Annotated in this window: 20 protein-coding genes and 1 riboswitch; of the genes, 11 read left to right on the top strand and 9 right to left on the bottom strand. The window is 31.2% G+C overall.

Annotated features, from left to right (window positions below; all coding sequences use genetic code 11):
* Window positions 1-123 precede the first annotated feature (123 nt).
* The 4 genes from glmS (at window position 124) to FM121_RS07635 (ending at window position 4,575) form a co-directional block, all read left to right on the top strand.
* Window positions 124-1,932, top strand: coding sequence for a glutamine--fructose-6-phosphate transaminase (isomerizing) (gene glmS / locus FM121_RS07645; protein ID WP_086951580.1), 1,809 nt, complete (start codon window positions 124-126; stop codon window positions 1,930-1,932).
* 63 nt (window positions 1,933-1,995) lie between these two features.
* Complete coding sequence (locus FM121_RS14760) at window positions 1,996-2,118, top strand: RAxF-45 family protein (protein WP_366372330.1); 123 nt, start codon at window positions 1,996-1,998, stop codon at window positions 2,116-2,118.
* A 108-nt stretch (window positions 2,119-2,226) separates the two neighbouring features.
* On the top strand, window positions 2,227-3,798 hold the full coding sequence (abc-f, locus tag FM121_RS07640) for a ribosomal protection-like ABC-F family protein (protein ID WP_086951579.1): 1,572 nt from the start codon (window positions 2,227-2,229) through the stop codon (window positions 3,796-3,798).
* Window positions 3,799-3,867: 69 nt separating this feature from the next.
* The gene (locus FM121_RS07635; RefSeq protein ID WP_086951578.1) at window positions 3,868-4,575 is read left to right on the top strand and encodes a glucosamine-6-phosphate deaminase; all 708 of its coding nucleotides are present in this window, start codon (window positions 3,868-3,870) and stop codon (window positions 4,573-4,575) included.
* Between the two features lie 47 nt (window positions 4,576-4,622).
* On the opposite strand, the gene FM121_RS07630 is transcribed toward FM121_RS07635, so the two are convergent.
* Window positions 4,623-4,871, bottom strand: coding sequence for a hypothetical protein (locus tag FM121_RS07630; RefSeq protein ID WP_086951577.1), 249 nt, complete (start codon window positions 4,869-4,871; stop codon window positions 4,623-4,625).
* A 393-nt stretch (window positions 4,872-5,264) separates the two neighbouring features.
* Here FM121_RS07630 and FM121_RS07625 point away from each other — a divergent pair, with 393 nt between their 5' ends.
* Both FM121_RS07625 and FM121_RS07620 read left to right on the top strand, forming a co-directional pair.
* The gene (locus tag FM121_RS07625; protein WP_086951576.1) at window positions 5,265-6,335 is read left to right on the top strand and encodes a DUF5105 domain-containing protein; all 1,071 of its coding nucleotides are present in this window, start codon (window positions 5,265-5,267) and stop codon (window positions 6,333-6,335) included.
* 22 nt (window positions 6,336-6,357) lie between these two features.
* A complete protein-coding gene (locus tag FM121_RS07620; protein WP_086951575.1) occupies window positions 6,358-7,827 on the top strand; it encodes a DUF4947 domain-containing protein in 1,470 nt (489 codons plus the stop codon).
* A gap of 86 nt (window positions 7,828-7,913) precedes the next feature.
* On the opposite strand, the gene FM121_RS07615 is transcribed toward FM121_RS07620, so the two are convergent.
* The 3 genes from FM121_RS07615 to FM121_RS07605 form a co-directional block, all read right to left on the bottom strand.
* Window positions 7,914-8,873, bottom strand: a complete 960-nt coding sequence (locus tag FM121_RS07615) for a LacI family DNA-binding transcriptional regulator (protein ID WP_086951574.1) — start codon at window positions 8,871-8,873, stop codon at window positions 7,914-7,916.
* 12 nt (window positions 8,874-8,885) lie between these two features.
* Window positions 8,886-9,188 (bottom strand): hypothetical protein, encoded by a 303-nt coding sequence (locus FM121_RS07610; RefSeq protein WP_086951573.1) that lies wholly within the window; start codon window positions 9,186-9,188, stop codon window positions 8,886-8,888.
* A 107-nt stretch (window positions 9,189-9,295) separates the two neighbouring features.
* The gene (locus tag FM121_RS07605; RefSeq protein ID WP_086951572.1) at window positions 9,296-10,474 is read right to left on the bottom strand and encodes an FtsW/RodA/SpoVE family cell cycle protein; all 1,179 of its coding nucleotides are present in this window, start codon (window positions 10,472-10,474) and stop codon (window positions 9,296-9,298) included.
* Between the two features lie 210 nt (window positions 10,475-10,684).
* Here FM121_RS07605 and FM121_RS07600 point away from each other — a divergent pair, with 210 nt between their 5' ends.
* The 3 genes from FM121_RS07600 to FM121_RS07590 all read left to right on the top strand — a co-directional run bounded on the left by FM121_RS07600 (window position 10,685) and on the right by FM121_RS07590 (window position 13,946).
* Window positions 10,685-11,530 carry a bifunctional 5,10-methylenetetrahydrofolate dehydrogenase/5,10-methenyltetrahydrofolate cyclohydrolase gene (locus tag FM121_RS07600; RefSeq protein ID WP_179203820.1) on the top strand — a complete coding sequence of 282 codons (846 nt, stop codon included), beginning with the start codon at window positions 10,685-10,687 and terminating at the stop codon, window positions 11,528-11,530.
* 19 nt (window positions 11,531-11,549) lie between these two features.
* Window positions 11,550-12,704: an MFS transporter gene (locus FM121_RS07595; RefSeq protein ID WP_086951570.1), complete on the top strand. Its 1,155-nt coding sequence runs from the start codon at window positions 11,550-11,552 to the stop codon at window positions 12,702-12,704.
* Between the two features lie 144 nt (window positions 12,705-12,848).
* A complete protein-coding gene (locus tag FM121_RS07590; protein WP_086951569.1) occupies window positions 12,849-13,946 on the top strand; it encodes a Glu/Leu/Phe/Val dehydrogenase dimerization domain-containing protein in 1,098 nt (365 codons plus the stop codon).
* Window positions 13,947-14,003: 57 nt separating this feature from the next.
* Here FM121_RS07590 and FM121_RS07585 read toward each other — a convergent pair whose 3' ends face one another.
* From FM121_RS07585 to FM121_RS07565, 5 genes are read right to left on the bottom strand one after another with little or no spacing between them, the layout of a single operon-like run.
* Complete coding sequence (locus tag FM121_RS07585) at window positions 14,004-14,723, bottom strand: HAD-IIB family hydrolase (protein WP_179203819.1); 720 nt, start codon at window positions 14,721-14,723, stop codon at window positions 14,004-14,006.
* Window positions 14,723-15,454 (bottom strand): TatD family hydrolase, encoded by a 732-nt coding sequence (locus tag FM121_RS07580; RefSeq protein ID WP_086951567.1) that lies wholly within the window; start codon window positions 15,452-15,454, stop codon window positions 14,723-14,725. Before FM121_RS07580 ends, FM121_RS07585 begins: the two co-directional genes overlap by 1 nt.
* Window positions 15,447-16,199, bottom strand: a complete 753-nt coding sequence (locus FM121_RS07575; RefSeq protein ID WP_086951566.1) for an ABC transporter ATP-binding protein — start codon at window positions 16,197-16,199, stop codon at window positions 15,447-15,449. Before FM121_RS07575 ends, FM121_RS07580 begins: the two co-directional genes overlap by 8 nt.
* Window positions 16,200-16,201: 2 nt before the next feature.
* Entirely contained in the window at window positions 16,202-17,218 is a 1,017-nt protein-coding gene (locus FM121_RS07570; RefSeq protein WP_086951565.1) for an ABC transporter substrate-binding protein, read from the bottom strand.
* Window positions 17,211-17,963 carry an ABC transporter permease gene (locus FM121_RS07565; RefSeq protein ID WP_086951564.1) on the bottom strand — a complete coding sequence of 251 codons (753 nt, stop codon included), beginning with the start codon at window positions 17,961-17,963 and terminating at the stop codon, window positions 17,211-17,213. The genes FM121_RS07570 and FM121_RS07565 overlap by 8 nt, the downstream gene beginning before the upstream one ends.
* 74 nt (window positions 17,964-18,037) lie before the next feature.
* Window positions 18,038-18,142: riboswitch (TPP riboswitch) on the bottom strand.
* A 127-nt stretch (window positions 18,143-18,269) separates the two neighbouring features.
* On the opposite strand from FM121_RS07565, the gene FM121_RS07560 reads away from it, so the two are divergent.
* Both FM121_RS07560 and FM121_RS07555 read left to right on the top strand, forming a co-directional pair.
* A complete protein-coding gene (locus FM121_RS07560; protein ID WP_086951563.1) occupies window positions 18,270-20,585 on the top strand; it encodes an AraC family transcriptional regulator in 2,316 nt (771 codons plus the stop codon).
* Between the two features lie 157 nt (window positions 20,586-20,742).
* Window positions 20,743-21,708, top strand: coding sequence for an asparaginase (locus FM121_RS07555; RefSeq protein WP_086951562.1), 966 nt, complete (start codon window positions 20,743-20,745; stop codon window positions 21,706-21,708).
* The last annotated feature ends 22 nt before the right edge of the window (window positions 21,709-21,730 follow it).

The raw sequence follows: 21,730 nt of genomic DNA, 5'->3' as shown, positions 1-21,730 counted from the left end.
GTAGTTCTAGGAAACTGCATCCTAAAGATGAACAGTAAAATTAGGCAGTAATGTCTTTGACAAAGTGTTGATCACGCAGAGCAGAAAACAATTAAATTTAAAATGAAAGTTGGATAATATAGTATGTGTGGAATCGTTGGAGTCGTAGGAAGTCAAAATACAAAGAATATTTTATTAAATGGATTACATAAATTAGAGTATCGAGGTTATGATTCAGCAGGAATTATGCTAAGTAATGAACAGGGCATGTATGTGTCAAAAACACCAGGACGCGTGGCTGAATTAGAAGCTTTAGTCTCAGATCAAAAAGATGCTGGAACAGGAATTGGGCATACTCGTTGGGCAACTCATGGTCAACCAACTGAAAATAACGCTCATCCTCATTTAGCAAAAAGTGGTCGTTTTGGTTTAGTTCATAATGGCGTGATTGAAAACTATGAAACTTTAAGAGATACATATTTAACAGATATTACATTAGCAGGCGACACTGATAGCGAAATTATCGTTGAAGTGGTTGATTATTTTTCAAGACAAGGTTTATCAACTTTAGATGCCTTTACAAAAATGTTAGGTGAAGTGAAAGGTTCATATGCCTTAGCCTTAATCGATGTGGAAGATGATCAAAAAATTTATTTGGCTAAAAATAAAAGTCCATTATTAATTGGTTTAGCAGATGGTTATAACTTAGTAGGTAGTGATGCTTTAGCAATGATTGCTGAAACAGATCGCTTTGTTGAAATTATGGATGGGGAAAGAATTATTTTAACAGCAACTCAAGTAACAATTTTAGATGTAAACAATCAAGAAGTCTCAAGAGACTTTTATGTAGCTGAAATTGATGCAAATGATGCAGAAAAAGGGTTGTATCCTCATTACATGGCCAAAGAAATTGATGAGCAACCAGCAGTTATGAGAACATTAATTCAAGAATATATGACAATAGATGGTAAGAGTACCATTGATTCAGCAATTTTAGATGAAATGACAGCAAGTGACCGTATTTATATTGTTGGTTGTGGAACAAGCTGGCATGCAGGGATTGTTGGTAAAAAAATTATTGAAGAGTTAACTGGTATTCCAGTTGAGATTCATTTAGCAAGTGAGATGGGATATGATATGCCGATTCTTTCTAAAAAACCTTACTTCATTTTCTTAACTCAAAGTGGAGAAACAGCTGATAGCCGTCAAGTATTGGTAAAAGTTAATGCTATGAAATTACCATCATTAACCATCACTAACGTAAAAGGGTCAACACTATCACGTGAAGCAACCCACACATTATTATTACATGCTGGACCTGAAATTGCCGTTGCCTCAACTAAAGCATACACATCACAAATTGCTGTTATGGCCTTTTTAGCCAAAGCAATGGGAGAAAAATTAAGTAACGCTTACGCACAAGCATTAGACTTAGTTCATGAGTTAGGGATAGTTGCTGCAGGTATGGAAACGTTGGTTGATATGAAAGAAGATTTCGCTAAATTGAGTGAAGATTTCTTTTTTGAAACAAGAAATGCTTTCTACATTGGACGTGGTTTAGATTACGCAGTTTCACTAGAAGGATCTTTAAAACTAAAAGAAATTTCTTACATTCAAGCAGAAGGATTTGCAGCTGGAGAATTAAAACATGGAACCATAGCATTAATCGAAGATAATACACCGGTTGTTGCGATTATTTCAAATGAAGAAATGGGAAGCCATACACGTGGTAACGTTAAAGAAGTAGAGTCACGTGGAGCTAAAACCTTAGTTATCGCTGTTGAAGGATTTGAAAAAGACACGGATGCGATTGTATTACCACATGTCCATGGCTTAATCAGTCCATTATTAACGGTGATTCCATTACAATTCTTAGCATACTATGCTAGTTTACAACGTGATTTAGATGTTGATAAACCAAGAAATCTTGCTAAGAGTGTAACAGTTGAATAAGTTTCATTTGCCTATGGGTTATGCTATACTGAATAAATAAAAAATGAAAGAGGTGATCATTCAATGGTTTGCATAGACAAGTTAAATAACAAAACTGAATTAAAGTTCTTGTACCTTTGTCGTGCAATTATTTCCGTATTTTTAATAAATTGGATTAGTGTGTCTAAATTTAATAAAAATATATGAAAACGGCCATTTTATGAGAAGCTTTTTATCAAGTTAAATAACGAGGTCGTAGATTTTGATTATCTACGGTCTCTTTTTTTCTCAGTGGTTAAGAAAGAGGAAAATAATATGTTGCAAATAAATCAAGTAACTAAAACGATGTTTGGAAATTTGTTATTCAACGATGTAACAGAACAAATAAATGATGGTCAAAAAATAGCGTTAGTTGGGGCAAATGGAAGTGGTAAGTCCACACTACTAAAGATTATTGCTGGAATAGAAGGAGTAGATAGTGGGTCTATTTCAATCTCTAAAAATCAGCAAATAAGTTACTTAGAACAGCATAGCATTGTTACTGCAGAAGAAACAGTTTACGATTACATTTATAATGGTCAAAAAGAAATTAAAGAGATGGCAATTCAACTAACAACTTTAGAAAAAAGATTATCAGATCCAGAAGAAACTAACTTTGAGAAAATTATGAACCGCTATGGTGAAATTCAAGAGAAATTCATGGAAAAAGATGGTTATGTTATTGAAGAGATGATTAAAAGTATAGCTACAGGATTAAGAATTGAATCGCTATTATATCATGGGATTTCTGAACTGAGTGGCGGACAGCAAACATTAGCTAAGTTAGCTCGTTGTTTACTAGAAAACAACGAAATTTTATTGCTAGATGAACCGACTAATCATTTGGATGAGGAAGGTCTTAATTGGTTAGAAAATCATTTGAAATATTGTAAACAAACAGTTATTATTGTTTCTCATGATCGTTATTTTCTAGATAAAGTTGCTGATTGCGTATTATTGATTGATCAGAAAAAAATAACGAATTATATTGGAAACTATACAAAATTTAAAGAACTTAGAGAATTAGAATTAATTGAGCAACAAAAAAATTATTTGATTCAACAAAAAGAAATTAAACAAACAGAAGAGGCTATTAGAAGATTTAGGCATTGGGGAGCAATTAGCGATGATGAGAAACATTTTAAAAAAGCTAAACGATTAGAATCACAATTAGAAAAAATGGACAAAGTAGACTCTCCTCAAAAGACAAATAATATTTCTTCAAGTCAAGGATTCAAAGAAAGAAGACGCTCAGGAAAAGAAGTCATTCAGTTAGTTGGTGTGAGTAAATCTTTTGAAGAAAAAGTAGTGCTTAGAAATATTAACATGATAGTTTATCGTCAAGATCGCTTGGTGATTACAGGTGTTAATGGTTCTGGAAAATCAACGTTGATAAAATCAATAATCGGTGCCGAGAAAATTAGTTCGGGGGAAATAAAAAGAGGTAATAGCGTTGAAATAGGTTATTTGTCACAAGTTATTTTGTATAATGAGGAAAATCAAACAGTACTTGACTATTTTAAAAATCATGTGGAGGTTTTTGAAGAAGATGCTAGAAGAATCTTGTCTTATTTCAAATTTTTCAAAGACGATGTTTTTAAAAAGGTAGTTAATTTAAGTGGTGGTGAAAAAGTGAGGTTGGAACTGGCGTGCCTAATGAATCAGCCAATCAACTGTTTGATTTTAGATGAACCGACTAATCATTTAGATATTGAGACACGTGAATGGTTAGAAGAACAGTTAATAAGCTTTAATGGCACTTTAATCCTAGTTAGTCATGATCGTTATTTTGTTCAGAAGTTGTCAAACAGAGAATTTAAAATAGAAAAAATGGAAGCAAAAAAATAGCTGTACCCTTGTTTTTGATGAATAAAGGATGTATAATTGGACTATACCAAAAATACGGAGGGTATCCTTATGAAAATAATAACTGTAAAGAATGAAGCTGAAGGTGGAAAAGTTGCTTTTGATATCATTAAGAATGAAATGATGACTGGAAATGTAAAAACCTTTGGATTAGCAACAGGTAGTACTCCAGAAACGTTATATCAGGAAATCGTAGCAAGTGATTTAGATTTCACTGAGATGAATTCAGTAAATTTGGATGAGTATGTTGGTTTAGTATCTGATAACGATCAAAGCTATCATTATTTTATGAAGAAACATTTATTTGAGGCAAAACCTTTTAAAACTAATTATTTACCAGACGGCACAGTAACAGATGCAAAAAAAGAATGTGAACGTTATGATCGAGTAATAGCAGAAAATCCAATTGATATCCAAATTTTAGGGATTGGTGAAAATGCTCATATTGGTTTTAATGAGCCAGGGTCTTCATTTGAAGGAACAACGAGTAAAGTAAAATTAACTGAATCAACAATTGCTGCGAACAGCCGTAATTTTGCTAAAAAAGAAGATGTGCCAACACATGCCTACTCTATGGGAATTAAATCAATTATGCAATCTAAGAAAATTATCTTACTTGCTTATGGTACTAAAAAAGCAGAAGCTATTTTTAATAGTTTACAAGGACCTGTGACAGAAAATGTTCCAGGTAGTGCATTGCAAAATCATTCTGATGTGATAGTTATTGTGGATGAAGCAGCTGCTAAATTATTGAAATAATTATGAAAGACTCTACAATCAAAATGATTGGGAGTCTTTTTTTGCAATTAAAGAATACTTTTGTAAGAAATAACAATTTTACCTTTATATGTCTGTTTTTCATAATAACTTAAATCAGGATTTGAAGTTATATCGATTAAACAACTATGAGTGTATTTTTTTAGAATAGTTCCCGTAAAAATACGTGGATCATTAGGATAACTAAAAGAAATAGTCTCGTTGGTATCGTACATGATATTGTAATTATTTTCTTTTATCTCGATATTTAAAGAATAGGGTTTGTTATTGTAAGCCATTATTTTTTCCTCCTAATAGATAAAAACCTAATAAGTTAATTATATCCTATGGGAATAATGAGTAAGCGATAATCTTAAGAAAAAATTAATTTTTATATTTTTTTATAAATGATCAAATTAATAAAAAGTGATGGATTATTAGGGGGTTATGTATCTATTATTTATTAATAAAAAATATTAGTTTTTTTTGTTTTTAAATTGACACTTACAGCTCTCAATGATACGTTTAACTAGTGTTTTATTGATCAAACAAATAAGAAGGAGATACATTTATTATTTAAATGATAATAAAGTGTTAGAAAACTATTCTAATTCAATTGATTGTATGGACATCAATAAGTAACTAAATAATGTGAACTGTTATTAAGATTAAAAAAATGGAGGAAAATTAAAATGAAAAAATTTAAAATGTTGGTGGTACCAGTAGTCTTAGGGATGATTTTAGTTGGATGTGGTGACAAAAAAAAGGACGAGTCAGGTTCGACAAAAACTTCAAAAAGCGATGTCGCAAATGTTGAAGTCAAAGAAGGAAATTACATTAAGCTTCCAAGTGATAAAGGAAAAGAAAGTATTGAATTAAATGTTAATGTGAAAAATAACTCAAAGTCAAAATTTTATGTAGCAGAAGATTCTTTTTATTTAATTGAAAAAGGTAAAGATGAAAAAATCTCAGCAAAAGAAATGATGGGATCGGATATGGGATCACTTGATATCTATAAAAGTATTATTAATGGGGATTTGTCTCCTGATAAAAGTTTAAGTGGAAAAATTTTCTTTGAAATAGAAGAGGGAAAAGAATACGTCTTGAATTTTTCTAGCCATGGTTTTGATGAAAAATCTGGTAAAGAATTAGAAGAAATTGAAGTACCATTAGATTTAAAGAAAATGGAAGACTCTAAAAAAACATTAGACGAGCCTGTTAAAGCTTTTGAAGCATATCTTGATGTAGTGTTTCTAAATAAAGAAAATGAAAATTACAAAAAATTAGTGAGTAACGATAAAGAGAAAGATCAAGAAATTCTAAAAAAAGAATTTTCAAAAGCAATGAAAGGTATGATTTTCTCATCTAACACAAGTGATGAAAAAATTAGTAAAGCATATGAACAATTTTATAGAGAGCAAGCTTCAAAATTTAAAGTTGAGACTGATTTGGAAACGAGATTAAGTGATGTCGCAATTATTGATGCTAAAATATCAGGAATCAACGACCAGTCTATTACGTCAGCAGCATCAAAAATTAAAGAGGAGTACTATGATAAAACAGGTGATTTTGATATGGAAAAAGAAAGTGAATATTTAGTTAATAATTTTGAAAAAGCGTTAAAAGAAGGTCAAGTGAATCATTTACAAGATACTAAAGTAACCATGATAAAAAAAGACAAAAAATGGAATTTAGAGCTTAATTCAGATAATTATTATGAAAATAAAAAAATGGTAAGTAGCTTCTTAGGGAATAACTATTAGTTAATCATTAGGAGGAAATACAATGAAAAAGAGATTAGGTTGGCCAATCGTTATTATATGGACATGTCTATTATTAGTTGGTTGTAGCAGTTCTTCTAAAAATAAATTTGTTAAATTCATTAAAACTAGTAGTGAAGGAAATGAATTTAATTATGATTTTAATTTAAAAATATCAGATTTGGAATTAGTTGATATGTCTGGTAGCAGAACACCGAATCCAATTATCAAAATAACGGAAACTCAAATTAAAGATTTTTCTATAAAAGGAAACTTACAAAGTAATATAAAAAATAAAAAATGCCAATTTGAAATAGATTCAAAAACGAAAATTTTAGGAACTGAAATACCTATAGAACTAGTCGGGAATATAGGCAAAAATAATGAAATTTATATGAGTACTAATTCATATTTTAGTGTTATCGACATGCTAAACTCGATGTTTGATGAACATATTATGGGAATGAAAATCGATAAAAAACAATTTGAAGGAAAATATATTGATTATACAAGCACTATTTCTGATACGGCTAAAAAAGAGATGACAGAAAATATGGAACCTTTCCTAGAGTCTCCAAAAAAGTTTAATCAAAATCTTGCCTTATGGTTATCAACTTTAGAGTCTGAAAATTTTCAGCAAAAAGAAGATGAAGTTACTTTATCACTTGAAAAAAAAGATTTAATTGAATTGATAAAGAAATCTGAAACAGATGACAATAAAAAAGAGGTCTATGACTTAATTGATATGTATGAAAATGAATTTAATCGTTTTGCCATCAAACATCATGTGAACTTAAAAACGAAACAGCAAAAAATGGAAATTATTATGGAAATTAAGGATAATAAAGCAATTGAAGCTGGATTCAAAAAAATGACAATCAATTTGGAATACAAAAATAAGGATAAAAAAGTTACTATTAAACAACCAGATAAACTTGATATTCTAGCAGTGGATGAATTATTTGATCAAGTTTTATCACAAGCGGATAGCTTGGATGATTTGTTAGGTGAGCGTGAGGATAATTCAAAAGAAGCTTTAAAAAGTGAGGTAGCTAAAAAAGATATTAACCTAAATATTTTTACTCCTAATCCTACTGACGATGAAGAAGTGCGTTATGAGTCTGATGGGGATAGAATAGTAGCGTGTGTTCCAGATTATGAGCACTATTCGGAAGATGAAGTGAAGGCGCTGTTAGGAGAGCCAAGCGTTATTTTAGATGATTCAAAAATTATTTCAGAGATGTTATCAGGAAAAGAGTTCGATTTAATTACTGAAGAATTTCAATTGGATAAATTAACAGAATCACAAGCAAAGGCCTTTGCTTTTTCGGCCAAAGATCTATCCATTGCTGTTGATATGGGGACAGAAGTAAAAGTATGGGTCTACGAAGATGATAAGCCAAACGTCTATTTTAAAGAGGGGCAAGTGGTCTTTATCACACCTAAAACAGAGTATATAAATTTTAAAGGAAAAATTGAAAATAAAAAAATTTAAGAAAAGCTTAATCCAAATAGTTGATATGTCCCTATTTTTAAAATAAAATTGTTTCAATACTAAAAAGAACGGGTGGAATTTAATTTTCAGCCGTTCTTTTGTCTTTTTTCAAAATGTCCGATAATCTTTTGATTTGTTGTCTCATGATTAAGTAAATGATGAACAGCTTTTTTACCGACTTCTTTTAAGTGGAAATCAAGACTATCTATCGAAAATATTTCACTAAATAGCTGATTATCTTCGCTGATTAAATAAAAATCTCGATTCATCTTATAATTCGTTTCTAAACTAGCTTTAAAAATACCAGCAGTAACCTCATCACCATTGCCATAAAGAATAAAAGGTTCTTTAAATTGATTAAATAATTGTTTTCCTAATTTGTAACCATCTTCAAAATTAGTTAAACCATCAAGAAAAGCATCCCCTTCTTTTTTTTCTGGGAAATACTCAGAAAAAATAGCCATTTTTCGCTCGGTACTATAGCTTTCAGATTTTGGACGGTGAACTGTAACGAAAATATCATTATATTGAGTTAACTGAGATAAATATTTAAAAGCAAGGTGAAACATGGCGACACGATCTGGATAGACAGAAGGCACACTACTAAACTTCGTCTTTTCTGTCGTCACGATTGGGCCGTATTGGCTTAGCTCAGATAAAAAAGTGTCATCTTGTGTCTTTGAAGTAACGATTATGCCATCTACTGTTTTATCACGAAGTAAAGTATAGTACGTTTTTTCTAGATCTTGATCAAAATATGTGGGCAATATCATTACTTTTTGATGTTGTTTTGTGGCCTCTTCAAGAACACTTTCAACTAATTGATCATAACAAGAATTTCTAATATAAGGAACGACTAATCCGATGACATTATTTTTTCCATTACTAAGATTAATAGCATTTTGATTAGGGACATAATCAATTTCTGCCATCACATCTAGCACACGTTGACGTTTATCTTCTTTAACGTAAGGATGTTGATTGATAACTCGAGAAACAGTGCTAGTTGATACACCAGCAAGTTTTGCAATTTTTCTGATACTCATGTGAACCTCCCATTAGCAAGCTAACAAATTTAATCTTTCATCTAATAGTTTACCAAAATATTTGATGGTGTGATTTCCATATTCAACAAATTTATATTGAAGCCCTTGATAGTAAAATGAAATTTCCTCTGTAGCAAAAATCGTTTGTGTTTTGAATTTTGTTATATCATTTAAAGGTATACTTAAGTTTAAAGGTTTTTTCCCATTTGAACGATCACTTAAGACAATATCATTTTCTACAATATCAATTGTAACAAAGTAAAAAGCAAGTGTGTTCCTATTTTCAATTTCAACCAATCCATACATTTCATTCATAAAAATTCTCCTTTATTGTTTGATGTAAGTAAACAATAATCTATGAAACGCGTCTCATAGCAAGAGAAAAGATTTAAAAATAAAAAAGAACTCAAAAATCGAGTTCTTTATACTAATTGAAGTGCCATCTCGTAAACTCTTCTTCGTTTCTCATCAGCACTAATATTCAAAATAAAACCAATCATAACTGAAAGAGTCAAGAGGTTGGATCCACCATAACTCATAAAAGGAAAAGGAACACCAGTCATTGGGATTAGGCTTAAGATACCACCTAGATTGATAAATACTTGAATTAAAATGGCAGAACCAACTCCGATACAAACAAGTGAATTGAAAGAGGATTGTGCTTTAATCCCAATAGCAAAAATTCTCAAAATTAAGAAAAGTAAGATGCCTAGAATAATCATTGAGAGAATAAGACCAAGTTCTTCAATAGTAACAGAAAAAATAAAGTCTGTTTCCGCGACAGGTAAGAATCCTTTTTTTTGAATACTCTTCCCCAGACCTAAGCCAAACCAACCACCATTAAAAATAGCAAAGTAAGAATTAACTAACTGAAATCCATTATCAAGTTGATCTTCAAAAGGATTTTTAACAACTGAAAAGCGATCATAAACATGATGATAGCGGTTTGGAATTAACCAACCATCCTTGAAAAGAACAAGTTGGGTCATGATAAAACTAAAGATAAGTGTAATACTGAATCCACCTACCATATAAGGATATGGAATCCCGCTTGCCATCAAAATGATTAAATAAATTAAGGTTAAGATAGTTGCCCCACCAACATTTGGTTGTGTAAAAACAAGTAAAATTAAGATACCGATAATAACACTTGGTGCAAGAACCGTTTCTTTAAAGTGAGAATTAATTTGATTTTGTTTTCTGGAAAAAATGTAGGATGCGTATAAAATAATGGTCACCATGATGAATTCAGAAGGTTGAATCGTAATAGGCCCAATATTTATCCACCTTTGAGCACCACCAACTGTGTTCCCTAATCCTAGAACAGAAGTGGAAATTAAGATTAAGGCAGAAGTACCAATTAATATTTTATGAAAAATAGCTGTTTGATACAGGCTTAATTTGGTTCGATAAATTAAAATAATCAGAAGGATGGAAATAACCAAAAAAAACGATTGTTTTGAAGCGATAGATATAGAGCTTTTTCCTCGTTGGTCTAAATTATAGGAACTTGCGCTAAAAATCATAATGATACCAGTAATATTCAAAATAATATATGGAATTAGAATTTTAAAATCGATAAATTTAAATTTATGTAACATAACTTTTTGACACTCCCTTTCGGTCAAAATTTAGTGTAACATATCCATTAAAAAGACACGAGTGTTTATAGAAATTACTTTCTAAAAAAAGGATATTTAAAAAAATATTAATATATTCTGTTTTTTTTGATGAGAAATTGTGCAAGTAGATTGAAAAAAAGGCTTATATTATTTATGATTGAGATAATAAAAATAAAGGGATGTGACAGCGTGGGTAATATTATTAAAGGTCAAGATGTTGCACAAAGTTTAATTTTAAATAACTATAAAAAAGTCTCTACAGAAATCAAACCAAGGCTAGCAGTTATTAGAGTTGGTAACCATCCGAGTGAAATTTCCTATGAACGTTCAGTTGTTAATAAGTTGGTGCCAATGGGAATTGAATGTATTTCTTATGTTTATGATCAAAATATTATACAGAAAGATTTTGACCAGGCTTTTGATCGAATAAATTTAGATGAAAGTGTTCATAGTATTCTTTTGTTAAAACCATTACCGAAACATTTATCATTAGAGCACGTTATTCAAACCATTGATCCTTTGAAAGATGTCGATTGTATTGGTATGATTAATATGGAAAAAATTTATCAAGAAGGTCCTAAAGGATTTCTACCGTGTACAGCAGAAGCAGTTTTGAATATTGTCTCTTATGAAGGGATAGAATTAAAAGGAAAATCAATTGTCATGATCGGTTTTGGAATGGTTATTGGTCGACCATTAACATTACTGCTACTAGAGGCAGGTAGTACAGTAACCGTATGTAATGAATATACAAAAGATTTAAAAGCAGAAAGTTCTCGTGCAGATGTTTTAATTGTAGCCACAGGAGTTATACACTTAATAAATGAGGAACATGTAAAAAAAGATGCTGTTGTAATTGATGTTGGAATAAATGTTAATGACAAAGGGCGTCTTGTTGGAGATGTTGATTTTGAAAACGTTTTAGAGAAAGCGGCTAGTGTAACACCTGTTCCGGGTGGTGTGGGCACCGTAACGACGTATGTATTAGCAACACATGTTTTTCAAGCTTATGAACAACAAAACAAATTGAGGTAGATTCAGAAAGTTGGATAATATGAATCAAAAAATAAATAAAGTAACACCTTTTGCAGTATCAGGAATATCATTACTTTTAACCAGCGGAATGTCCGTTAATGCAACGTTGCCTTACATTAAAGAACATCTATCTTTAAATCAAACACAAAGTGAATTACTCAGCACTATACCAAGTTTAACAGTCGTTACTTTTTTGTTATTATCAACGAGAATTATTAATAAAATAGGAATGAAAAAAACAGTCTTAATAGGCTTAATATTAGTTGCCGTTGGCGGTGTATTACCAGCTTTTACTCCAGATAGTTATAAACTAATTTTAGTTAGTCGTTTAATGTTAGGGGCTGGATTGGGTATGTATGTGTCATCGGCTGTCAACTATATTAATGAATTGTTTGTAGGTAAACAACGAATGACGCTATTAGGTATTAGAAATTCTATGGAAAGTATCGGGCAAATGATCTTAACTTTTGTAGCAGGAATTTTATTAGGTTTTGGTTGGCAATTTTCTTTTCTAGTCTATTTATTTGCCATTCCTGTGGGCATATTATTTTATTTTTTTGTACCAGATGTAAAAATAGATAAAGTTGTATCTGAAAAAAAAGTAAAAATTAAAGCATTACCCCTTTTAACTTTTTTCTTTGCTTCAATCATGGTAATGAACAGTATTGCTATTGCTGTAAGATTCCCGACTTTGGCGATAGATTTAAAAGGACCAGGCTACAACCCAAGTAATTATCTAGCTTTAATGCCAGTTTTAGGGATTATTGCTGGCTTCTTATTTCAAAAGTTGGCATCAACGTTGAAGTATCGAATTTTATATTTGGCAGTGTTTATTAATTTAGTTGCTAATTTATTTATTGCATTGTCATATCAATCATTTTTACTCTTAGTCATTGGCTTACTTATTTCAAGTATTCCAGTCGCTTGGGTATTGCCTTTTATTTTTAATCATATCGAAAGAATTGCAAGTGGAATGCCAACGAGATTTCTAACTTCCTTTATTTTTTTAGGGTGTAATTTTGGTGTTCTAACAGCACCACTTGTCATGCAGGGAATGACATACTTTGGAGGAACATCTAACCTATATTTCCCTTTTTATATTTTCACAATTATTTTTGGGATTTTATTAGTCTGTTTAATACTACTACGAAAAAAATTAACAAAAACGCTATGATATTTACATGGCGTTTTTATTAGATTAAAATAAGAAATTGCGAGATTAATTAAATATAAATTGCTCCTAACTCGATTTATGTGATAAGCTTAATTTGTGAAAGTAAGCGCTTTCTTTATTTAAGCTGATAAGGAGGAATACATTATGAATTTATTTGAAGAAATGGAATTTTACGACTATGAACAGGTGGTTTTTTGCCAAGACAAAGAATCAGGTTTAAAGGGAATTATTGCTATTCATGATACAACATTAGGACCGGCTCTTGGAGGCTGTCGAATGTGGCCTTATGAAACAGAAGAAGAAGCCTTAAGAGATGTTTTAAGATTATCTAAAGGAATGACATATAAAAATGCAGCAGCAGGTCTTAATATTGGTGGTGGAAAATCAGTTATTATAGGAGATCCTAAAACAGATAAAAGTGAAGCTTTGTTTCGTGCGATGGGGCGTTACGTAGAAAGTTTGAATGGTCGGTATATTATTGCTGAAGATGTAGGGACAACAGAGCAAGATATGAATGATATGTACCTAGAGACTGATTATGTGACTGGCAGTACAGCACGTGCAGGGGCATCAGGTAACCCTAGTCCTAAAACAGCCTTAGGAATTTATTATTCAATGAAAAGAACAGCTAAAGAGGTTTTTGGTTCAGATTCACTTAAGGGTAAAAAAATATCTGTTCAAGGTGTTGGAAATGTTGCTTATGAATTGTGTCGATTAATTCACGAAGATGGTGGTCAGCTGATTGTCACAGATATTAATCAAGATGCTGTTAAACGAGCGGTTGATGATTTTGATGCAGTAAGTGTAGGAATCAATGACATCTATGAAGTAGAAGCGGATATTTTCGCTCCCTGTGCGTTAGGAGCGGTTTTAAATGACGAGACGATCCCTAAGTTAAAAGTCAAGGCAGTATGCGGTTCTGCAAATAATCAGTTAGCAGAAGGCTTAAAACATAGTAAAATGCTAGAAGATAAAAATATATTATATGCACCAGATTTTATTGTAAATAGCGGTGGTGTTATTAATGTAGCTGATGAGTTAAGTGGTTATAATGAAGAGAGAGCACTATTAAAAATAAAGGCAATTTATGATCAGATGGGACATGTTTTTAGAATTGCAAAAGAACAAAATATTTCAACAGTAGAGGCAGCAGATCATTTAGCGGAAGAACGCATTGATCAAATACTAAAAGTTCGTAGTTCTTTTTTAAGAAGCGAGAAGTCTTCGATTTGTAAAAGATAAAAATAAGAACCTGAAACAGAAACATTTTCTCTGTTTTAGGTTCTTAAAATTGTGTGTTTAGTAACAGAGTGAAGTAATCGTTCTAGCTACAGATTCTTCTGTAATAGATATCCCTTTAAAGGTATTTTCTATTGTGTTCCCAATAATATAACTTTTTGATGCGTGTTCAAACATAGGAAGGTCATTAGCATCATTTCCGAACATAATGAAAGGTTCATTAAAATACAATGACTTAAAAGCTGTCCACTTTGATATTTCTTTTGGAGAAAGATCAATTAATTGTTCCGAACCATGAAGATAAATAGTAATTTGTAGTTTTTTTAGTTGCTGAATAATTTGTGGCTCAGTTGTAAAAAGAACTGCTTTAATAATTGGATACAATGAAGACAGTTCTTTATTTTTAGCTGTTTTTAGGGGATCAACACCTAAAAATAGTGGATGATTGGAGTCTCCTCTAAAAGAATAATCCCAACTACTATCAACCATATAGTCTAATTGATTAATTTCGATTAGTTTAAGAATAATAGTGGTTTCTTTTTCTGAAAATGAGGTTGCTGTGATTAGACCTTTATTTTTTATAAAAGCCCCATTACCACCAATTAACGTAAAATCATGAAAAGAAGGTGGTAAAACAGGCAACATGTCTCTAATGGGTCTTGCAGAAGCGAAAATTATTTTTCTTTGTTTACTTAGTTTTGCGATGGCTTGTTCAATATCTTTCGACATTTTTTTACCTTTAAAAATTGTCGTACCATCTAAATCAAAAACAACAGTCATTACATATTCTCCCTTCGACATTGTAACCATCGTTCATAGTTTACTCGGAGGGTATACTTTAACTCTAGGTAGGTTATTTTTTTTAAATTAGCTAAAAATTGAAGGTTTTTTTCTTGGATAGTAACATAATCAAGTTTATCTTCTTCTAGCTGATGAGCCCAACTTAAAGCACTTAAACCATCAGACTCAAAAAGTAATCTATCTAATGGTACTTTTGTGGCTATATTTTGAATAACAGGATCATTTATAATCGAAGGTCCGATGGTAAAATAACAATCTAAAGCAATATATCTATCTAAGTGAGAATCGGAAGAGTACCAATGAACTAAGTAACTATTTGGATAATCTTGAATGATTTCTGCAATCTCTAATTCTTGTCCTTTTGTATGAAGAATGACAGGTTTACGAAGTTTATAAGCAATTTCTAATTGTTGGACAAATACTTGTTCTTGAATTTCTAAGGGAATAGTAGTCCAGGTATTATCCATACCAATCTCACCAATGATTTCTGTTTTATTTAGCATTGGGAAGAATGTGTCGATATCAAGAAAGTCACTATCCCAGGGATGAATGCCAGCACTTAAATCTAAGAATGAGTGATCTTTTATCGCTATAGAATGATGATACCACTCGTTTTCATTTTGACAATTGATTGTCGCTGGAATTTTTTCTTGGATTAATAGATTTAGTAGGATTCCTTTAGAATCAAGATGACAATGAGCATCAATCATGATCACTAGCCATGATCTGTTTATTTTTAATGGTTTGATAAATTGTTTCTCTTAAATCACCTTGATGAGCAAGCCAGCTTCTTGTTTGTTCTTCTTCAGTTAAATTAATTTCAGAAATAATTTGACTAGGCGTTTGTCCCATAATAAGGATTCTATCGGATAGGTAGATGGCTTCATCAATGTCATGAGTGACCAAAATAATCGTTTTATTTAAGCTGTTTGCGATTGTTTTTAACCAATCTTGTAATGTTTGACGAGTAAAAATATCTAAAGCACCAAAAGGTTCATCAAGCAACAAGATATCTCGATCGACAAGAACTGTTCTTAAAAAAGCAACGCGTTGTTTCATTCCACCAGACAGTTCATCCGGATAACTATTTTTAACAGTAAATAAACCAAATTTTTTTAATAGCTGTTCATTTTTTTGGTTATCAATAGGAAGGTGATGAATTTTTTGATACAAAGAAATATTTTCTTGCACGGTTTTTGAGTTAAACAATAGATCGTCTTGGGGCATATAAGAAAAATAATGATTAAGTCCGATGATTTGTTTGTCATCAATAAAAACTTCACCAAGAGTTGCAGATAAAGTTCCGGCTAAAATATTTAATAAACTAGATTTACCACAACCACTAGGTCCAAGAATAGTAATGAATTCGTTTTGTTTAATCTGGAAGTTAAGGTCTTTAAAGACCCATTCATTTTTATAAGTTAGACCTAAATTTTTACAAACAATTTGTTTCATAATTAGTCATCCTTTGTAATAAATTGATTAGTAAATAATTTACTTGAGGTGATTTTTTGATCAATTAACTTGTTTTCAAACATGAAATCAGTATAATTTGTCCAAACTTTTTCTGTCATGACTCCCCAGTTTTCGGAGTTTGAGGTATAGTTCTTCGATAAAAATTCTTGCGATTTTTCTAAAAAGTCTAAATCTTGATCTGGTGTTGCTTGGTGGAGTATTTTAGCACTTTCTTTTGGTTCTTTGATGGCAAATTGATAGCCTTTTTTAGTGGCGTCTATAAATGATTGAACTAATTTGCTATCTTTTTCAATCGTTTCATCTCTCGTAACAATAATAGGTGTATAATAATCCAGTCGTGGATCTAAGTCTCTTAACGGTAAGTAGTTTAGGTCATACTTATCCATTTTAGCTTTGGTTAAATCCCATCCTTCAAAGAACCATTTTATATCAACATTCTTGCCTAAATCACTAGCGCCAATACCGGAATTGCCAACAGTTGTTAATTTTGAATAATCTGCATTGTCATTTTTCATAACGGCTTTTAACATAGCTTCTTCGCTAGGTGATTGCCAACCAGCGTAAACTCTACCTTCAAAGTCTTTAGGTGATTTTATATTTTCAGATTTTAAACTAACAAACCCAGAAGTGTTATGTTCTAATACCGTAGCAATTGCCTTAACAGGTATCGGTGAGTTAGAGGATTGAGCATAGGTAAGGTCCTCTTGATAACTTAAAGCAAACTCAGCCTTACCAGCACCGAGTAAAGCTAAACTGGTATTGTTCTCACCAGGTTCAATAATTTCTAGATCAATCCCTTGATCCTTATAGTAACCTTTTTCATTCGCAACATAGATACCTGTATGATTTGTATTTGGTAAATAATCCAATATCAGGGTTACTTTTTTTAAATTTTTAGTTGTTGTACCTTCTTTTTTAGTTTCAGAACTACAGGCGCCAACCAGAAATAAGAAGAAAGTTAATAGAATAATAATTGCTTTTTTATTAGATTTATACATTTGAAATCATCCTTTTTTTTATCAATATTTTTTCGATGCTTAAAACAAGATAGTTTAACAATAAACTCAAGCACATGATAACGACAACCGTCGCAAAAACTTTATCTAAAAGATAGCCATTTTTAGCACGAATCATATAATAACCAAGTCCAGAAGATGCGCTAAGCCATTCACCAACAATGGCTCCTCCCATACAATAAGTGGCCGATATTTTTAGACCAGAAAAAAAGGCTGGCATTGCTTCAGGAATTTTAACCATTTTATAAATTTGTCGATTACTCGCACCGTATGTTTTCAATAGATTTATTTTTTCCTGATTACTATTTTTTAAGGCATCTGTAAAAGCAACAACAATTGGGAAAAAGCACATTAGAATGACAATAAGAATCTTAGGTGTTAGGCCAAAGCCAAACCAAATGGAGAATATTGGCCCTAGAACGAGTACAGGAATTGTCTGTGAAATAACTAAGTGAGGTAGAAACATCAACCTCACTTTATTAAAACGATCCATCAAGATAGCAATAAAAAAAGCGAAAATAGCTGATAGTAAAAGCCCAATAATAGCTTCTTCCATTGTAACAACAGCATGTTTAAATAAAATAACACGTTCATTTATTAAGGATTGGATAATTTGAGAAGGAAGAGGAAGAATATATAAAGGGACTTTTAATAGTCTTCCGAGTATCTCCCAAAAACCAATAATGACCGAGAAACTAAAAATAGGATAGACCCATTTTTTATTCATTTTTTTCACCTCTTTCAATTTTTTTACATAAAAAAAGACAAGGAAGTATAACTCACCTTGTCGAAAATACATGTTATGTATTCGTAATTACTCCCTACGACGGTTCTAACCGACAGGTTCAAAGGGTCTAAACTTTAGCTTACTCTCAGGTCGTCACACGACCTCCCCTGCATATTCTAATGTAATTGGAGTGTATCATTTAAAATGAAAGCGGTCAACTCTATCAACTTAAAAAGAATTTTGCGTAATTTTAATAAAACGTTATACTAGGAATAGAAAAAATAAAGTAGATAAAGAGGGGTTAGAATGGGGAATCATCAAGGAATAGTAGCTGACCTACTAAAAATTAATTCTATTTTAATTAATGAAAATAATCGTCATTCATTTAGTTTGTTTTACGTCATTCATGGTGAATATACCTGTTATAAAAAAAATCAAAAACCGTTTATTTTAAAAGAAGGAAATTATATATTAAATAATAGCTCTGAAAAATTAATGATTGAGCAAATCACACAGTATAATGCTATTTTACATCTAACTTTTTATTTTTCGGAAATTGAAAAAATTATTGGACAAGACTGGCGTCCTTTTTTCAATGATGAACTTTTAGAATTTGTTAATGAAGAAGAGAAACAAGAATTAACTGAAAAAATGTTTCGCTTGATATTAGATAGTTCTGATATTACAGCAGAAAATCATCCATTTACTAGTATGAATTACTTACTATCATTTTTAGAACAATTAAATAAAATAGTTCTAACTGAACAATCTTCAAAAGAAAAAAAACTGCATTTAATAACTGAGCATCCTAAAGTGTTGTCTGTGATTAAATACGTTGAAGAATATTATCAACAAAAAATTACACTTCAAGAAATAGCACAAAAAGAATATTTATCTGAAGCTTATTTATCTCGGTTATTTAAAGAAGAAACAGGAGTAAATTTTACAGATTATGTGGATTATATTAGATTAAACCATGCTGTAGAGGAGTTGAGAAGTTCGAGATTACCTATTCTATCGATTGCTCTAAATAATGGTTTTTCTACTGGGAAAAGATTTTCAAAATTATTTAAAAAGAAATACGGCATGACGCCGAATTTTTATCGAAAACAAGAGGTTGCTAAGCAAGAAGATTCTAAACTAGAGATAACTGTTAAAGAAGATTATGAGATATTTCCCAAAGTAGAAATGCTTCAATTAATCGCACAGTTCATGTTAAATCAAAATATTCAAAAAGAAAGCGTTGATTTACCAGAACACTATCAATTAAAAATAAATAATGAAAAATGTAAAGTGTTAAAAAAACCAGAAAAAATTATTAATATTGGTTTAGCCGAAAACGGTATTTCGGAAGATGTTAGGCATCAAATCAGACAGATTCAAGAAAAAATTCCTTTTGAATATATTCGTTTTTCAGGACTGTGCGATGAAACAGATAAAAAACATTATGTCATTATGGATAAGCATGTTAATAATCATCGTCTATTCGGTTTTATTAATGAAATGCGATTGAAACCTATTATTGTTTTAGAGGTAACAAAAGAGATGACAATCCAATCCTTTAAAAAAGAATTAGCTTATTTAAAACGTGTTATTCAAGGTTATGTTCATTTTGAAGCGAGTTTTAAATCCGGATGGTACTTAGAATTAAAAATAACAGAAGATGTAAATTTTGAAGACTATAAAAAATTTTATAATTATTCTTACCATTTTTTAAATAATAATTTTACAACTGGCTTTTTTGGCATTACTCATTCTTACAAAAAACATGATTTCTTTAAAGAAGCTTATATATGGATGACAGAGGAAGAGCAACTCCCTAATTTTATTTCTTTTATTTACCGGGATTATGCTTTCAAAAAGACGAGGGAAGAGTCTGATCATTTAGAATTTATTGATAAGTTAGATCAATTATTAGAGTGGTTAAATACCGAAACACAAACTTCTTTTGTTCCAGATGTTTTGGTGACAGAATGGAATATTATTGCAAGTGATGGTCATGTTTTAAGTGGCACTTTTTTTAGGTCAGGAATAGTTATGAAATCTTTGGTTCAGCTCTCTACACGAGTGAAGGGTGTTGGCTTCTGGTTGAATTTAGAAAGTGAACTTTGTCAAGATATTAATAATCAGGACTCTAATTTATCAATTTTTCTGCACGGACCGTTACGAAGGCCTTTATTTTTTGTACTAACTTTATTTGAACGTGTAGGAGATCAAGTGATTATTGAAACGGATCGATATATTGTTACGAAACGATTCAATTCTTACTATCTTTTATTTTACAATTATTACTATCTTGATCCAGCAGATACAGCGTATGAAAATCTCTGGAAAACATCAAGAAAAGAAGCTGTTTTTAATTTTAGTGAATTAAAAAATGGTCATTATTTGGTTAAAAAATTTTTACTAGATAGTAATCATGGTGGGATTTATAATCAGTGGCTGAAAGCTGGTGGAACAATAGAAATGGATACGGATATCCAAGAATATTTACTTCAATCGGTTGTTCCTGACTTTCAAATGCGTAAAATTGAAGTGAAAAATGGTTGCTTAGAAGAAAGATCAGTATTAGAAATCAATGCTTGCTATTTATTGATCTTAAATCGAATTACGGGTGATTAAACAAGAAGTAAAAAAAAGAGGGCTTAATTTTGACCTTCATAAAAAAAACATTATAAATAAGAAAAATTAAACCATAGAGAGAACAAAAAAAGGCACGACAATCATGAGGGAACATTCTATGATTAAAGTGTGAAAACGTTAAAGAGGTGCGCAATTAATGAAAAAAGTATTGGTATTACACACAGGTGGAACCATTTCAATGACGCAAGAAAAAGATGGTGCTGTCAGTTTATCTAATCATCATCCGCTACAAGAAACCATGGATTTACTACCACAAAATATCAAGGTTGTTGTGGAGGAAACGTTTAATCTACCTTCACCACATATTACGCCAAAAGAGATGCTGATTTTAAAAAATCGTATTGAAAAAGCACAAAAAGAGAATTTTGATGGTGTTGTGATTACACATGGCACAGACACTTTAGAAGAGACAGCATATTTTCTTGATATTTCATTTAAAAAAGAAATCGCTGTTGTTTTGACAGGAGCGATGAGATCAAGCAATGAACTGGGAGCAGATGGTTTATACAATTATGTTCAGGCTATTATTACTGCTTCGGATGACAAATCAAAAGATCAAGGTGTCTTAGTTGTGATGAATGACGAAATTCATGCTGGCCGTTTTGTAACTAAAACACATACAACAAGCGTTGATACCTTCAGAACACCAACATTTGGACCTATTGGAATTATTTCTAAAAGTCAGGTGATTTTTCTAAAAGAAGTGGTAGAACACCATTCATTAACGATTACAGATGTTTCAGGGAAAGTTATTTTACTAAAAGCTTATGCGGGAATGGATGCTATGTTATTTGATGTTTTAAGAGAAGCAAAAGTTGACGGTGTGGTTGTGGAAGCTTTGGGAGCTGGAAACTTACCTCCGAAAGTTATTAAAAGCCTAGAAGAAATGATTGCTGAAGGAATACCAGTTGCTTTAGTATCGAGATGTTCTAACGGAATTGCTCAAGACATTTATGACTACGAAGGTGGCGGTATCCCGTTAAGAAAATTAGGTGTTATGTTTGTCAAAGGATTAACTGGTCCTAAAGCTAGATTGCGCATGCTAGTAGGATTAAATGCACGTTTATCACATCATGAATTACGTCAGTTTATGACAGAATAAACTAAAAATATAAAGGGGATAA

The organism is Vagococcus fluvialis bH819, from assembly GCF_900163795.1.
GTDB classification, from domain to species: domain Bacteria; phylum Bacillota; class Bacilli; order Lactobacillales; family Vagococcaceae; genus Vagococcus; species Vagococcus fluvialis_A.
This window is presented reverse-complemented; position numbering and strand designations above follow the sequence as displayed.